The 14,222-nt window shown below is 37.2% G+C and carries 14 protein-coding genes; 8 read left to right on the forward strand and 6 right to left on the reverse strand.

Going from position 1 to position 14,222, the window contains the following annotated elements; genetic code table 11:
- Positions 1-277 precede the first annotated feature (277 nt).
- From RV15_RS12720 to truA, 6 genes are all read left to right on the forward strand, one after another.
- Positions 278-1,480: a hypothetical protein gene (locus RV15_RS12720; RefSeq protein WP_071878404.1), complete on the forward strand. Its 1,203-nt coding sequence runs from the start codon at positions 278-280 to the stop codon at positions 1,478-1,480.
- Positions 1,481-1,495: 15 nt separating this feature from the next.
- Positions 1,496-2,665 carry a M20 family metallopeptidase gene (locus RV15_RS12725; protein ID WP_071878405.1) on the forward strand — a complete coding sequence of 390 codons (1,170 nt, stop codon included), beginning with the start codon at positions 1,496-1,498 and terminating at the stop codon, positions 2,663-2,665.
- 274 nt (positions 2,666-2,939) lie between these two features.
- Positions 2,940-3,779, forward strand: coding sequence for an energy-coupling factor ABC transporter ATP-binding protein (locus RV15_RS12730; protein ID WP_071878406.1), 840 nt, complete (start codon positions 2,940-2,942; stop codon positions 3,777-3,779).
- Complete coding sequence (locus RV15_RS12735) at positions 3,755-4,624, forward strand: energy-coupling factor ABC transporter ATP-binding protein (protein WP_071878407.1); 870 nt, start codon at positions 3,755-3,757, stop codon at positions 4,622-4,624. Before RV15_RS12730 ends, RV15_RS12735 begins: the two co-directional genes overlap by 25 nt.
- Positions 4,621-5,418, forward strand: a complete 798-nt coding sequence (locus RV15_RS12740; protein ID WP_071878408.1) for an energy-coupling factor transporter transmembrane component T family protein — start codon at positions 4,621-4,623, stop codon at positions 5,416-5,418. Before RV15_RS12735 ends, RV15_RS12740 begins: the two co-directional genes overlap by 4 nt.
- A gap of 19 nt (positions 5,419-5,437) precedes the next feature.
- Complete coding sequence (truA, locus tag RV15_RS12745; RefSeq protein WP_071878409.1) at positions 5,438-6,184, forward strand: tRNA pseudouridine(38-40) synthase TruA; 747 nt, start codon at positions 5,438-5,440, stop codon at positions 6,182-6,184.
- A 120-nt stretch (positions 6,185-6,304) separates the two neighbouring features.
- On the opposite strand, the gene RV15_RS12750 is transcribed toward truA, so the two are convergent.
- The 4 genes from RV15_RS12750 to RV15_RS12765 all read right to left on the reverse strand — a co-directional run bounded on the left by RV15_RS12750 (position 6,305) and on the right by RV15_RS12765 (position 10,465).
- Positions 6,305-7,813, reverse strand: coding sequence for a helix-turn-helix domain-containing protein (locus RV15_RS12750; protein WP_071878410.1), 1,509 nt, complete (start codon positions 7,811-7,813; stop codon positions 6,305-6,307).
- Between the two features lie 361 nt (positions 7,814-8,174).
- Positions 8,175-9,521 carry a branched-chain amino acid transport system II carrier protein gene (gene brnQ / locus RV15_RS12755; RefSeq protein ID WP_071878411.1) on the reverse strand — a complete coding sequence of 449 codons (1,347 nt, stop codon included), beginning with the start codon at positions 9,519-9,521 and terminating at the stop codon, positions 8,175-8,177.
- A 114-nt stretch (positions 9,522-9,635) separates the two neighbouring features.
- A complete protein-coding gene (locus tag RV15_RS12760; protein WP_071878412.1) occupies positions 9,636-10,124 on the reverse strand; it encodes a GNAT family N-acetyltransferase in 489 nt (162 codons plus the stop codon).
- Positions 10,124-10,465, reverse strand: a complete 342-nt coding sequence (locus RV15_RS12765) for a MazG nucleotide pyrophosphohydrolase domain-containing protein (protein WP_071878413.1) — start codon at positions 10,463-10,465, stop codon at positions 10,124-10,126. The genes RV15_RS12760 and RV15_RS12765 overlap by 1 nt, the downstream gene beginning before the upstream one ends.
- 169 nt (positions 10,466-10,634) lie before the next feature.
- Between RV15_RS12765 and RV15_RS12770 the strand changes: the two genes are divergently transcribed.
- Together RV15_RS12770 and RV15_RS12775 are read left to right on the forward strand one after the other, a co-directional pair.
- Positions 10,635-11,273, forward strand: coding sequence for a histidine phosphatase family protein (locus RV15_RS12770; protein ID WP_071878414.1), 639 nt, complete (start codon positions 10,635-10,637; stop codon positions 11,271-11,273).
- A 25-nt stretch (positions 11,274-11,298) separates the two neighbouring features.
- Entirely contained in the window at positions 11,299-11,868 is a 570-nt protein-coding gene (locus RV15_RS12775; protein ID WP_071878415.1) for an LOG family protein, read from the forward strand.
- Between the two features lie 11 nt (positions 11,869-11,879).
- Here the strand turns inward: RV15_RS12775 and RV15_RS12780 are convergent, their stop codons facing one another.
- Positions 11,880-12,650, reverse strand: coding sequence for a 5'-nucleotidase C-terminal domain-containing protein (locus tag RV15_RS12780; protein WP_071878416.1), 771 nt, complete (start codon positions 12,648-12,650; stop codon positions 11,880-11,882).
- On the reverse strand, positions 12,647-14,218 hold the full coding sequence (locus tag RV15_RS12785; RefSeq protein WP_071878417.1) for a 5'-nucleotidase C-terminal domain-containing protein: 1,572 nt from the start codon (positions 14,216-14,218) through the stop codon (positions 12,647-12,649). Before RV15_RS12785 ends, RV15_RS12780 begins: the two co-directional genes overlap by 4 nt.
- Positions 14,219-14,222 lie beyond the last annotated feature (4 nt).

The following is a 14,222-nucleotide window of genomic DNA, read 5'->3' on the forward strand; positions in this document are numbered from 1 at the left end:
CACTTTATAGATGATTCTTTTAGAGTGTTATGATGTTGGAGGCGACTCCTAGTCTAGCTCAACGCTTTCCCTGTCAAACTTGGTTTGGCAGGGGAGCACTCATCATATTATAAGGTGTATTTTTTTGTCCTGAGAGATACTCTCAGGACTTTTTTACTTTTCTGCAACGCTGACTGACAATTTGTGTTATGTTATTGCATCTAGGTGTCATTTTTAGTATACTTTTATTAGTCGGAATTTTCTGATAAAACAAAAAGGAGTTTAAAGGGGGAGTAACATGGCACAAATGACCGCTTTCACGTTATTGATGGCTATTTTGTATATAGGAGATGTTGTATCAAGCAAAACAAAGGCCTGGATATCCTCTGTATTTGTCTGTGCGGTATTATTTATTATTGGTTATTGGACATTTTTTCCAGAAAATATTGTTGAGATTGCGGGGATTCCACCAGTAGTTGCAACATTATTGATGTATTTATTGATCACGAATATGGGTACCTTGTTGTCGATCAAAGAATTAGCGAATCAATGGAAAACAATTGTGATCACACTTTCAGGAATTCTAGGAATTGTTGTCTTATTGTTGACTGTAGGATCATTGATTTTCGATCTCAAGACAGTTCTAGTGGCTGTCCCACCATTAGTTGGCGGGGTTGTATCTTCATTGATCATGTCGGATGCGGCTCAAACAGCGGGTCTGACTTCATTGTCAGTCTTAGCTATTTTGATCTATGTAATGCAGGGATTTGCTGGATACCCATTGACTTCGATCATGTTGAAAAAAGAAGGGAAACGAATGCTAGCAAAGTACCGTAGTGGTGAATGGACACCTATTCATGAACAAGAAAATAGCCAGACAGATGCAAGTGATGAAGATATACCAAAGTTGTTTAAGGCTGTTCCTAAGAAATATCATACTGATTTTTCAAGAATTTTCCGTTTAGCAATTGTTGCTTTAGTGGCCTATTATGTTTCCGTTTGGTGTGCGCCGTTTGTAGTAATTAGCCCATTTGTCCTTTGTCTATTCTTTGGGGTTGTGGCCTCTTCATTAGGATTTCTAGAGAAACAGCCACTAAAAAAGGCGAACAGCTTTGGTTTTGCAATTTTAGGGTTGATGCTATTTATTTTTGATGGCTTGAAAAAAGCAACGCCGGAGATGCTGGAAGAATTACTTTTGCCGATGGTTGGTATTATTGTAATTGGTGTGATTGGAATGTATGTCTTCTCAGCTGTTGTAGGAAGACTACTAGGTGTCAGTAAAGAAATGGCATTTGCAGTCTCTTTAACAGCATTATATGGCTTTCCAGCGGATTATATCATCACTAATGAAGTCATTCAGTCACTAACTGATGATGAAAAGGAAAAAGAAGCTCTGACAAGTCATATGATGCCGCCGATGTTAGTTGCAGGTTTTATAACAGTCACGATCGTATCAGTCGTACTAGCGGGAATTTTTTCAAGTATTTTATTAAGTTTGTAGAAATGGGGAAGTAAGATGAAAGAATTAAAAGAGTTGATTCAAAAGCATAAAGAAGAAATGATCGATTTTAGAAGGGATTTGCATCAGCATCCAGAATTACAATTTGAAGAGTTTAGGACAACAACAAAGGTTGCAGAAGCTTTAGACGAAATTGGGATTGCTTATCGCAAAACAGAACCAACAGGAATCATTGCAGAACTTGTGGGCGCCCTTCCTGGGAAAACAGTAGCTTTGCGGGCTGATATGGATGCACTACCTGTTCAAGAATTGACTGAAGGCATTTCTTATAAGTCACTAGAAGATGGAAAAATGCATGCTTGTGGGCACGATGCACATACAGCAATGCTGTTGACAGCGGCTAAAGCTCTGAAAGAAATTCAAGGACAAATCAAAGGAACTGTGCGATTTATTTTTCAGCCATCAGAAGAAAATGCTCAAGGCGCTAAAGCAATGGTTGCTCAAGGAGCGGTCGAAGGCGTAGATGATGTTTTTGGCATCCATATCTGGTCACAAATGCCATCAGGTTCTGCTTCTTGTGTGGTCGGATCATCATTTGCTTCAGCAGATATTTTTTCGATTGATTTTAAAGGCCAAGGTGGGCATGGTGCTATGCCGGATGCTTGTATTGATGCCGCAGTGATAGCATCATCATTTGTAATGAATGTCCAAACCGTTGTTTCAAGAGAGACTAATCCGTTAGATCCTGTTGTAGTAACGATAGGTAAGATGGATGTAGGCACACGTTTTAATGTCATTGCTGAAAATGCTAGATTAGAAGGTACTGTACGATGTTTTAGCTTAGAGACACGTAATCGTGTAGAGAAAGCCCTAAAACGTTATGCTGAGCAAACTGCGGCGATATATGGCGGTACTGCTAGTGTGGAATATAATTATGGAACTCTCCCTGTGATCAATGACGAAGTAGATGCGTTATTTGCACAAGCAATCATTGAGCAAAATTTTGGTGCTTCAGCCCTTATTCAGGAACCACCAACTACTGGTGGGGAAGACTTTAGTTATTTTACTGAAAATACACCTGGTTGTTTTGCTTTGGTTGGCTGTGGTAATCCAGACAAAGATACACAATGGGCTCACCATCATGGGCGCTTTAATGTAGATGAGGATGCAATGGAAGTTGGTGCAGAATTATATGCACAATATGCGTTTGAATACTTAAATCAGTAATAGGTGATTTAAGCGTAGTAAAATATTGAGTTAATTATTCAAATTTAGAGTCGTGGACAAAGCTGATTGTTAGTTTTGTCCACGGCTCTTATTTGATGAGTCAGAAATTTGGCTTTTAAACAGCAAAAAAACTTTCTGTCAAGACAGATAAGAATTCACATATGGGTACTTATTTTGTTATAATAGAGAATAATGCAAAGAAAAGAATAGATGATTGAAAAAACACTGATTTTTTGTTAGTGTTAGTAAGACTAAATAATTGAGGGAGTACGCGATGCAACCGATAATTGAATTAAAAAATATCGACTTTAACTATCAACCAGAAGATGCTTCTCCCGCTTTGAAAGATGTATCTTTTTCCATCCAACAAGGTGAGTGGGTCGCTATTATTGGACACAATGGGTCAGGAAAATCAACGTTGGCAAAAACGATCAATGGCCTATTGTTACCTGCTTCAGGTAGTATTACAGTCGGTGGTAAACAATTGAATGAAACCAACGTTTGGGATATTCGAAAAATGGTTGGGATGGTATTTCAAAATCCTGATAACCAATTTGTAGGATCAACAGTAGAGGATGACGTTGCCTTTGGCTTAGAGAATCAAGGTATTCCTCGGGATGAAATGCTTGTTAGAGTTAAAGATGCGCTAGAAAAAGTACGCATGGATTCTTTTTCCACTCGTGAACCCGCTCGTTTATCCGGTGGTCAAAAGCAACGAGTAGCGATTGCTGGTGTAGTGGCTTTACGCCCAGATATTATCATTTTAGATGAAGCTACTAGTATGCTAGATCCAGAAGGACGAGAAGAAGTCATTGCAACGATCAAGAAAATCAAAGAAGAAAGCAATTTAACGGTCATTTCAATTACACATGATATTGATGAAGCTGCTAATGCTAACCGAATCTTAGTAATGAAACAAGGCGAATTAGTTAGTGAAGGGACACCGGAGAAGATATTCTCAGCAGGGACTGAATTGATTCAAATGGGGCTGGATCTTCCTTTTCCGGAAAAACTGAAAATTGCTTTGAAGGAGCATGGTATTGAAGTACCCAATGAATATATGACCGAAGAAAGGATGGTGGATTGGTTATGGACATCCGTTTTGAACAAGTAGATTTTACGTACCAGCCTAATACACCATTTGAACAGCGGGCATTATTCGATTTGAATTTAACCATAACTGATGGTTCGTATACGGCGATCGTAGGGCACACTGGTAGTGGGAAATCTACTTTGCTACAACATCTGAATGCTTTAGTAAAGCCGACAAAAGGCTCAGTAACGATTGGAGATCGAAAGATCGTTCCAGAAACAAATAATAAAAATTTAAAACCGATTCGTAAAAAAGTTGGGATCGTCTTTCAATTTCCGGAAGCACAGCTATTTGAAGAGACAGTGGCTAGAGACATTGCTTTTGGCCCTAAAAATTTTGGTGCAACTGGAGCAGAAGGGGCGAAACTAGCCGCTGAAATGCTAGATTTAGTTGGCCTAGATGCTAGTTACTTAGAACGCTCTCCATTTGAGTTGTCAGGTGGACAAATGCGTCGTGTAGCGATTGCTGGTGTTTTGGCAATGGAACCGGAAGTACTAGTTTTGGATGAGCCAACAGCAGGATTAGATCCGCAAGGGCGCAAAGAGATGATGGAAATGTTTCAGCACCTCCATGAAGAACGCGGTATGACAATCATCTTAGTTACGCATTTAATGGATGACGTGGCAAATTATGCAGATCATGTGATTGTATTGGAACAAGGGAGAATCGTTAAAGCTGGCTCACCGCAAGAAGTCTTTCAAGAGATTGATTGGTTGAAAGCAAAGCAATTAGGTGTACCAACAGCTGCTTCCTTTGCAGAAAAGCTAATGGCCAAAGGAGTTGCGTTTGAGCAATTACCATTGACTGCTGAAGCACTAGCTAATGATCTGTTAAAGGGCTCAAAAAAGGCGGGTGAAGACCAATGATGAACAAATTGATTTTTGGCCGTTATATACCAGGGGACTCTTTTATCCATACGATGGATCCTAGAGCAAAATTGATAGCTAGTTTTTATTTTATTGGGATCATATTTTTAGCAAATAATTGGCAAAGTTATGCTATCCTAGGGATTTTCACACTATTTGCTATTTTTCTTTCAAAAATCAACATTCGTTTTTTTATTCGAGGAATCAAACCATTGATTTGGCTGATTTCATTTACCGTTATTTTACAAATGCTATTTACTCAAGGTGGAGCAATTTATTTCAAATGGGGGATATTTTCGGTTACTGAATTTGGTGTGGTCAACGGGCTGCTGATTTTTTGCCGTTTTGTATTGATTATTTTCATGTCTACGTTATTGACTTTGACGACCCCACCGCTTGATTTATCTGACGCAATCGAATACTTAATGCGCCCTTTAAGAGTTGTTCGTTTTCCTGTTCATGAAGTTTCATTGATGTTGTCGATCGCATTGCGCTTTGTCCCAACATTGATGGATGAGACAGAAAAAATTATGAATGCGCAACGTGCGCGCGGTGTCGATTTTGGTGAAGGCAATTTGATTCAGAAAATGAAAGCAGTGGTCCCATTATTGATCCCACTGTTTGTTAGTAGTTTTAATCGTGCAGAAGATTTAGCAACTGCTATGGAAGCCCGTGGTTATCAAGGCGGCGATGGCCGCACGAAATATCGAGTGTTACATTGGCATTTGAAGGACACGACAGTAATGTTAGCATTTGTCGTTTTAACTGTCGTTTTAGTTTGGGTGAGAAGTTAGAAGTAAAGGTGGAAAAGAAATGCCGCGCTATAAAGCAATAATTGCGTACGATGGAACAAAATTTAATGGATTTCAAGCTCAGCCGAATGGACGTACGGTTCAAGAAGAAATTGAAAAAACATTGAAAAAAATGAATAATGGCAAGACGATCACGATTTTTGGGTCTGGCCGGACAGATGCTGGTGTCCATGCATCAGGGCAAGTTATCCATTTTGACTACACTCAAACAAGAGAGTTGGAAAGAATGCGCTACGCTCTAGATACGCAAACACCAGAAGATATTGCAGTAAAAAGTGTAGAGATTGTACCAGAGGATTTTCATGCAAGGTATCAAGTTGTAGAAAAGACGTATCAATTTCATGTAGATATCGGGAAACCAAGAAGTCCGTTTAAACGATTCTATGCTAGCTATTTTCCTTATCCGGTTGATACAGACAAAATTCAGCGTGCATTAGCTGACCTATTGGGTACGCATGATTTTACTTCATTTTGTGCCTCTGGGACTGAGATCGAAGATAAGGTACGGACAATTCATGAAGCAAGTTTAGCGGTCAATGAAGCTGGGGATGAACTGATCTTTACTTTTCGCGGAGATGGTTTTTTATATAAGATGATTCGAATTTTAGTGGGCACCTTACTTAAAATGGGGAATGGCCGGATGGATGAAACAACGATCCCTCAAATCATTGCCGCAAAAGACCGCAATTTAGCTGGACCTACAGCACATCCAGAAGGATTATATTTAGTTGAAGTGAAATATGAATGATTCACGCAAAAAAAGTTCTCAGTTTTAATAAGCTGAGAACTTTTTTGCGTATATTAGTAGTAAGAGATAAACAAATGAGCCAAAATAGTTATTCCGAACTCGTGTAGTAACTGACCCCAGCTAATCTTGGATAATATTTTTCTTTTCAAATAGTTGTTGCAGTGTTTTATACAAATCAGTTAAATCTTTATTACCATAAGACAGATCCCAGAAATACAAAGGAAGTTCTGGATATTTTTTTCTAGGAAGTAAGGACGAGCTGATTACTAAATCGTAGCTGTCATTAAGTTCTTCTTGGTAAGGAGAAGAGTCAACAAAACCTAAGTCATTTAGAAACTGATAGATCATTCGAACTAAAGTGAAATTATGTTCAAAGGCAACACCAACTTTTAAATGTTCGGAGTGTTTTGGTTTATCATAAGAAGGAAGTAGAATGCTTTTAACTGAATGGACCAAAGGTTTTTTGATCGTATAAATAAATTTATATTCTTTTTCCTGGGCTTTTTCATCAAAAAATTGATACAGTTTCAACTCGAGAAACTGGTCGGCTTTTCTTTTTTGATGAGGTGTTTCAACTAGAATCTGTAAATTTGGAAAAGGTTTTCCCAGCACATAAAAGGTGAACATGATATTGATAAGATTGCCAATAATGATTGGTTTATCCAGGATCTCAGGTTCTTTTTTGAATATATTTGCTTTTGCGTAGGTCAAGAATTCTTGAACCAATTCATAAACCGGATTAGGTCGGACTGAAAAATCATGCAGGGTTTGGAACAATGATGGATCATCATCTATTGTATAAAAAGGTGCATAATGAGCCAAGAAAAAAATAAAGCTACTTTCACCTTTACTTTGTTCAGGATCTAATGAGTGTACAGGACCTAACTCGTTGTTTAAACGCTCGAAGTCATAATAAGGATTATCCTTCATCAAAAAATCATAGCGTGTGTCATAAGAGACAAACATCTTTTTTCGTGTACGACAAAGAAAAATTGCAGCAAAGTAAGTTAGTTCTTTGGCACCTAAATAAGTTCTAGACAAAGGAAAGTATTCAGAAAAAGCACCAGCAAGTTTTTGTGCATCCTCAAGCGCAACACTCTTAAAAGGCCAGATCGTTCCTCTTGTTCCCAACCAAAGGGCATCAAAAAGAGCAACTCGTACTGAACGTTCATCGCCAATCAAGTTAGCTTCTGTGTATGTAAAACGTAAATTAAATTGTTTTACGTGCTTTTTTATAGGCAACATCTTTCTAGAAACCGTTGAGCGGCTAACGTAGTACCGTTGGCAAAAGTCTTCTATGTTAGGAGAATCATGATTTAAAAAATAGAGAATATATTGAAATGGAACAGATTTTTTTAATAAGAAATAGCGATACTCGTCAATGGTTACAAGGAGTTTTGTACTGTCGACTTTGCCAGCTCTATGTAAAATCGATGGATGCGTCGAGATTATTTTTGTTAAATCATTGTTGATTTCCGTTACTATAATTGATGTTTGTTGGTAGTTCAAAGATAATTCATCAGATAATTGCGTAATTGATACATCTGATTGATTTATTTTTGTGATTCGTTTGAAAAGCATAAACTTCGTTAGCATTCCAGAATCCATCATCAATTTCTCGTATAACATGCTAATCACTTCCTTAAGTCCTATTCTACTGTACTTTATAGGTGCTTGTCAGCTAAGACGATAAGGGCAAGATATTTAGTTATGCTTTTTTAACAAAAAGTTGCTATTTAAGGATGAGTTGAACAAACGACAATAGTGGTATGAACATTAATTCTCTTATTGAACAGAAAAATAGCCAATTAGATAAATAATTGTTTAGGAGTTTTATATGTATATAGAAAAAAATGAGCGGGACATAACTCTATGAGTTAGACCCTGCTCACCTGAAATTTAGATAAATAGTATGTTTAGTTACATCAGCGATACAGTATATTACTACAATAACTACTGCTATTTGACGTTAGTGTTAGCAGCATGCTAATTATAGTGGCTCTTTTTTGAAGGGAGTCCAGATCAAGCCAATTATGAATCCGATGGCCGCCGGTATTACCCAACCCATTCCTATGGTAAATAGCGGGAGGTATTTTTCTGCACTATCTAAAATTACTGTAACAGCTGTTTGATTTCTAACAAATTCCGGAGCACTGTTCAACGCATCAAGTAGTGCGGCAAACAACGTTACATACGTAGTCATGCGATAGACTTCTTTTCGATGATGGAATAAAGGACTGATAATCACTAAAATCATCAACGTCATTGCTAAAGGATACAGAAACATCAAAACAGGAACTGAAAATTGAATGATATTTGTTAAACCAACATTTGCAAATAAGCAAGGTAAAATACTCGCTACTGCAATGTAAAAGGCATAGGACCCTTTTGGGAATAGTTCACTGAATGTTTCAGAACACGCTGTGATTAATCCAATTGCTGTTTTCAAACACGCTAGAATAACAATAAACGCAAGTAAAATACTACCTAGATTACCCAAATAATGGTTAGCAATCTGAGCTAAAGCAATCCCGCCGTTTTCACTAAGAGAAAATTTTCCTAAGCTCATCGTACCCATATAAGATAATAGCGTATAAATGATACCCATCAAGATAATACTGATTGCACCAGATTTTATCGTATCTTTTGCAATATCATTTGGTTTTTCTACACCCATACCACGAATCGTTGAGACAATGATGATCCCAAATGCTAAAGAGGCCAGCGCATCTAATGTATTATAACCTTCAGTAAAGCCTTTGAAAAAAGGATTTTCTGCATAAGCATTTCCAACAGTAGCGGACGAGACCGAACCTAGTGGATTAATAAATGCAAATAAAATCAAAATTGCCAACAAAAATAGAAATAATGGATTTAAAAATTTGCCTACATAACCTAATAACTTAGTAGGTTTACGTGAAAAGGCCCAGGCAATCAAAAAGAATAGAGCCGAAAAGATTGCTAAAATTATTTTGTGTTGATCACTTGAAATAAAAGGGGCTAAACCAATTTCAAACGATGTCGTTGCCAAACGTGGTAATGCAAAAAAAGGTCCAATCGTCAGATATAACAACACCGTAAAAGCAACGGCATAACGCCGATTAACACGAGTTGCTAAATCGAAAACACCATTACTTTTGGAAATGCCGATGGCAATTACGCCTAAAAATGGCAAGCCAATCCCTGTAATCAAAAAGCCGAGATTTGCTAAAAAGATACTTGCACCAGCTTCTTGTCCCATATGAACAGGAAAAATCAGATTTCCAGCTCCGAAAAATAAACCAAATAGCATGGACCCTACATAAAGGTAATCACGCCATGATAATTTTTTTGTCACACTTCCACACTCCTTAACGTTATCTTTAATTAAAGTAACAGAATAAGAAAGCTACATCAAGTGATTTTTCAGAAAGAACTTGATGTTTTCAGAAAATATTAAAACTTGCTGAGATTAACTGGTAAAGTAGGCAAACTGATAGTCATCGCAGAACATTCCGTTGATAAAAAATTCATCCTTAAACAGTGCTTCTTGAATAAAGCCGTTCTTGCGATAAAATTGGATTGCTTTGGTATTAGAACCTAGTACCCGTAATGAAATCTTGTGAATTCCTTTTTTACTAGCTGTCTTTTTTACGTAAGCTAATAACTGGTGTCCAATACCTAATGATTGACTTGCCGGATGAACACCAATGCTGAACATCCATTGCTTTGTGTGGGAACGAAGTGGCGTGGGATGATGAATATCGATAAACCCTAGCACACTAGCATCAACCACTGCAACAAAAATATTTCGCCCGTCAACTCTTTCTTTATACTCATCAACCGAGTGGTAATAATGAAGAACAGGAGAATTTTCGTTTGTCCAAATACTATTTTCAATTTCAAGCAAGGCTGGAAAATCCTTTTCTTCAAGAGGTCTAATTACTATTTCTTTGTCCATTATGCTTCCTCTTTCTCAGTATTGCGTTCGCTAAAACGTTCTTCAAGTTTTTGTTTGTGAGAAGTTAAAATATCTTCAAAACGAATGTCATATTTATCTGCTAAAATAAAAATGTTATCTAAAACGTCACCAAGTTCTTCGGTCAGGTCTTGAATTAAGATTTCCGGCGCTTTTTCGTCTTCATCCGGCCGATCACGACCAATTTCTAAGGCACGAACGGCACGGGCAACTTCGCCCGTTTCTTCAGCTAAAAAGCCGACACGAGCAAATGAATTGAGCGCATACCATCCTCTTTTTTTGTAAAAATCACTAATCCATAATTGATAATGTTGAAGTTCCATATCGATCCCTCCAGTCTATTTTACTATGGTAGCATATCGATCAGGAAAAAGGAGCCCATTTAACCTTCTAAATCTTAAAACGACAATCATTTTTTCAAAGCAAAGATTTCTTATTTGTAGTATCATAATCAAGTGAAGGAACATTTCAAAAAATGGAGGGGATGAGCAAATGACCACATTTTATTTTGTTAGACATGGAAAGACTGAATTGAACCTGAGCTTGCGATTTCAGGGAGGAGAGATTGATTCTCCGTTGTTACCTGTAGGAATTGAACAAGCAATTCAAGCGGGGCGTTATCTTTCTGATATACGGTTTGATGCAGTTTCTGTTAGTACTCAAAAGCGTGCGATGGATACAGCAAATTATCTTCTTAAAGAAAATAATTTTTTAGATGGGTTGACTGTGCAATATCATGACTCATTAAGAGAAATCAAATTCGGTAAACGTGAAGGCGCCGAAATTGATCATACAGATAAACAAACTGACTACTTACGTAATCGACCAGATTTATATGATCCGACAGATTTTGGTGGTGAAACAATCGATTCTTTAGTTGCACGTTCGATTGAAACAATCGAAAATCTTAGTGAAGCCTATCCAGATGGAAAAGTGTTGATCGTAGCTCACGGAGTGTTGCTGATTACTCTGATCAACGCCTTGGTAGGAAAAGAAAAATCAAAATGGCGTGAAGGCGGACCACTGGCGAACACTAGTATCTCAATTTTGGAGAAAGACCAGAATAAAAAAGTTTATACAATCAAATCGTTTAATGATATTTCATATCAATCACAAAATGAAGAAGCGTAAATTAGGTAGATTAGGTGGGAATTCTATGAAAAAAATGGCTGTTTATTGTGGTGCTAGTGTGGGTAATAAGGCAATTTATCAGGAGCAAACAAAAGAATTAGGACAATGGATGAGCAACAATCAATATGACCTTGTTTATGGCGGAGGCAATGTCGGTTTAATGGGCATCTTGGCAGATACTCTTATTGAAAATGGTGGTAAAGCGATCGGTGTTATGCCAACTTTTCTAATGGAAAGAGAACTGGCCCATCAAGCAATCACTGAAATGCATATTGTGAGCGACATGCATGAACGCAAACGAAAGATGATCGATTTAGCCGATTGTTATTTAGCCTTACCTGGTGGACCTGGAACTTTAGAAGAGATATCAGAAGTTGTTTCTTGGGGACGAGTGGGGGAACATCAAAATCCATGCGTCTTTTTTAATGTTGATGGGTATTATGATCTGTTGGCAGAATTCTTTGATAAAATGGTTTTAGAAGGCTTTTTAACAAAAAAAGACAGAGAAAAAATTTTTTTCTCTGACTCGTTAGAAGCTATTAGCTCATTTATCAATAATTATGATCCACCAAAAATACGGGAGTATAATCACTAACGGTAAATACATTATTTGAGATAGACCTTTCTATTTTCTATTTTTGGATTGATCGATTGTTTTTGTTCTTTTAAGCCATATAGATAAGAAATCAAGGTCTCGGTATCAGTTAAGGGGAAGGTTTTTAATAACTTGCCCTTTTTGAATTGTGGAAAAGCCGTGCTCGTGTAAAGATGATTGTTGATTACGACATTATAGAGTTTTTTTGGATCTACAGGTTGACCAGTATTTTGCTTCATAGATGTAACTTTGTACGGTTGTACTTTGTTAGTAGGCTGTTTTTTGTATTGATAAGTCAGGCCAGCTAGTTGCAACACATATTTTTGATTATTTTGATATTGTATATTTAATACTTCTTCAATTTGTTTACCTGTTAATGAGACGATCTTTAATTCATTATTGTGCGGCTGCACTTTTTGAGCATCACTATAATGAATCGATTTATCAGCAGAAATGATTAAGTTTGCTTGAATGCCACCGTCATTTGTAAAAGCAAAATCCACAGGTAGGGTTTGTTGCTTGGCAACAGCTAGCTGAGCATCAGAAATTAAGTTGCCTAATGCAGATTCCTTATTAGTGTTAGAAGCTTTGCTGATTGCAGCAGTAGATTGAGCATATCCTACTATCATGGCAGGGTTAATGACTAAACTTTGGCTAGTAAGAGCCAATGAAGTAGTTAAACCACTAAGATAGGTAAGGGAAGCATCTACTTTATAAGCACTTCGAATCTTTTGATAGTCTTTGATTGAAACAGATAATTTATAAACCGTTGGGTTATTCAATTGTTGCTTGGCAACATAGTTTTTTTCATAGTTGGATTTTTTTCAGGATAGACACTTATATTGAGTTTATCAACGCTTTTTGGATGCGGAACGTTTAACACAATATCAAATGTTCCCGAAAGGACATTAACATTCGATATTTGTCTAGACATTTTGGCTTGACCGACCCTGAAGGTATTATCAGCGATTTTTTTATGTTCACCATTCACCATTGCATACGTTTCTACAACATAATCACCAGCAGTCTTATGATTGGCAATTGGAATTGTAGCGGAGAATCGGTAATTGTCAAGAGCAGTTGCTGTATAGGTTTTTAAATCATCTGTTCCGTTTTTGGTACTCCAGACCTGATAATAAATGGAGTCAACTGGGAATTTTTTTTCTTTCAGCTCTGTTGTAGCAATATAGGTAGTTTGTGTTTGATCTTTATCCAAAACAGTTGTATTTGCTGTTAACCCACTAAAAGGAATATAGTTTTTTCTATTATCGATTTTTGCATCAAGTGGCCTTTGCTGCTCTTTTTGTGTAGTCAAGTAAGCAATGAACGCTTCGGTATCTGTAGCTTTTAAAATACCTAGTAACTGTCCTTGAGCGAAAATAGGGTTAAAAACGTCATGTGTATAAATATATTCATTTACGACGACATTCACAGTTTGATTTGGTGGAATGGACGACTGATCTTTTTTGGTTATGTCTATAAGTTTGAATGGCTGAGTGCTATTTGCGGAATCTGTATAGGAATAAGAGATTCCAGCATTTTGAAGAGTATATTTTTGGTTATTTTGATATTGCTTATTCAAAACAGTTAAAAGCTGCTCTCCTAAAAGTTGTACAACGTATAAAGGATTATTAAAAGGCTGTACACGAATAGCATTGCCATAGGTGATGGAGCGGTCAGGATTAACCAGTAAATCACTTCTTAAACTGCCGCTATTTACTAAAGCTGCATCGACTGAAAATCCTTCTTGGTTTGCAATAAATAGTTGAGCATCGGCAACTAAATTACCTAACGGCGATTCTTTAAATAGGTTTTCTTTTTTAGTAATAGTATCAGTTGAAAGAGCGTGGCTGATTGTTTGTTTTGCTAGACCAGAAACGCGCTGATCTGCATCAGCAACAATACTTTCCACTGCTTGATCTTTAGTAAGTGTTTTGTTTACAGGAACGATTTTTGCGGTAGGTGTTGCTATAAAATCATTTGTTTCAGGTGTGATAGTCCCAGTAACGTTGCTGAAAGCTCGTCCATTAGCTAAACTTTGAACGATTCTTGTTTTGCCTATAGTGGTATTGACTTCTTTATGACTATGTCCATCAATATAGAGATCGATACTATGGTCTGGAGCAATGCTGTTTAGTTTATTGAGAATCGCTTCACCATTGCCAGTATGAGCGATCACGACAATTGTATGGACACCTTGGCTTTGTAGTTCTTTGCTGTATTTAGCAATCGTTTCTGCTTCATCTAAAAAAGAGTATTCTTCATGATACTTTTTTGAAACCAAACTAGGGATATTTTTAGTGACGATTCCAATCAGACCAATCCGGACTTTTTTCTGATTCGCAGTCACTTCT

It is taken from the genome of Enterococcus silesiacus (assembly GCF_001886225.1).
GTDB classification, from domain to species: Bacteria; Bacillota; Bacilli; order Lactobacillales; family Enterococcaceae; genus Enterococcus_L; species Enterococcus_L silesiacus.

Excerpts from the sequence above, each read along its gene's own strand:
- RV15_RS12720 (WP_071878404.1), top strand. The coding sequence starts at position 278 with ATGGCACAAATGACCGCTTTCACGTTATTGATGGCTATTTTGTATATA.
- RV15_RS12725 (WP_071878405.1), top strand. The coding sequence starts at position 1,496 with ATGAAAGAATTAAAAGAGTTGATTCAAAAGCATAAAGAAGAAATGATC.
- RV15_RS12730 (WP_071878406.1), top strand. The coding sequence starts at position 2,940 with ATGCAACCGATAATTGAATTAAAAAATATCGACTTTAACTATCAACCA.
- RV15_RS12735 (WP_071878407.1), top strand. The coding sequence starts at position 3,755 with ATGGACATCCGTTTTGAACAAGTAGATTTTACGTACCAGCCTAATACA.
- RV15_RS12740 (WP_071878408.1), top strand. The coding sequence starts at position 4,621 with ATGATGAACAAATTGATTTTTGGCCGTTATATACCAGGGGACTCTTTT.
- truA (WP_071878409.1), top strand. The coding sequence starts at position 5,438 with ATGCCGCGCTATAAAGCAATAATTGCGTACGATGGAACAAAATTTAAT.
- RV15_RS12750 (WP_071878410.1), bottom strand. The coding sequence starts at position 7,813 with ATGTTATACGAGAAATTGATGATGGATTCTGGAATGCTAACGAAGTTT.
- RV15_RS12760 (WP_071878412.1), bottom strand. The coding sequence starts at position 10,124 with ATGGACAAAGAAATAGTAATTAGACCTCTTGAAGAAAAGGATTTTCCA.
- RV15_RS12765 (WP_071878413.1), bottom strand. The coding sequence starts at position 10,465 with ATGGAACTTCAACATTATCAATTATGGATTAGTGATTTTTACAAAAAA.
- RV15_RS12770 (WP_071878414.1), top strand. The coding sequence starts at position 10,635 with ATGACCACATTTTATTTTGTTAGACATGGAAAGACTGAATTGAACCTG.
- RV15_RS12775 (WP_071878415.1), top strand. The coding sequence starts at position 11,299 with ATGAAAAAAATGGCTGTTTATTGTGGTGCTAGTGTGGGTAATAAGGCA.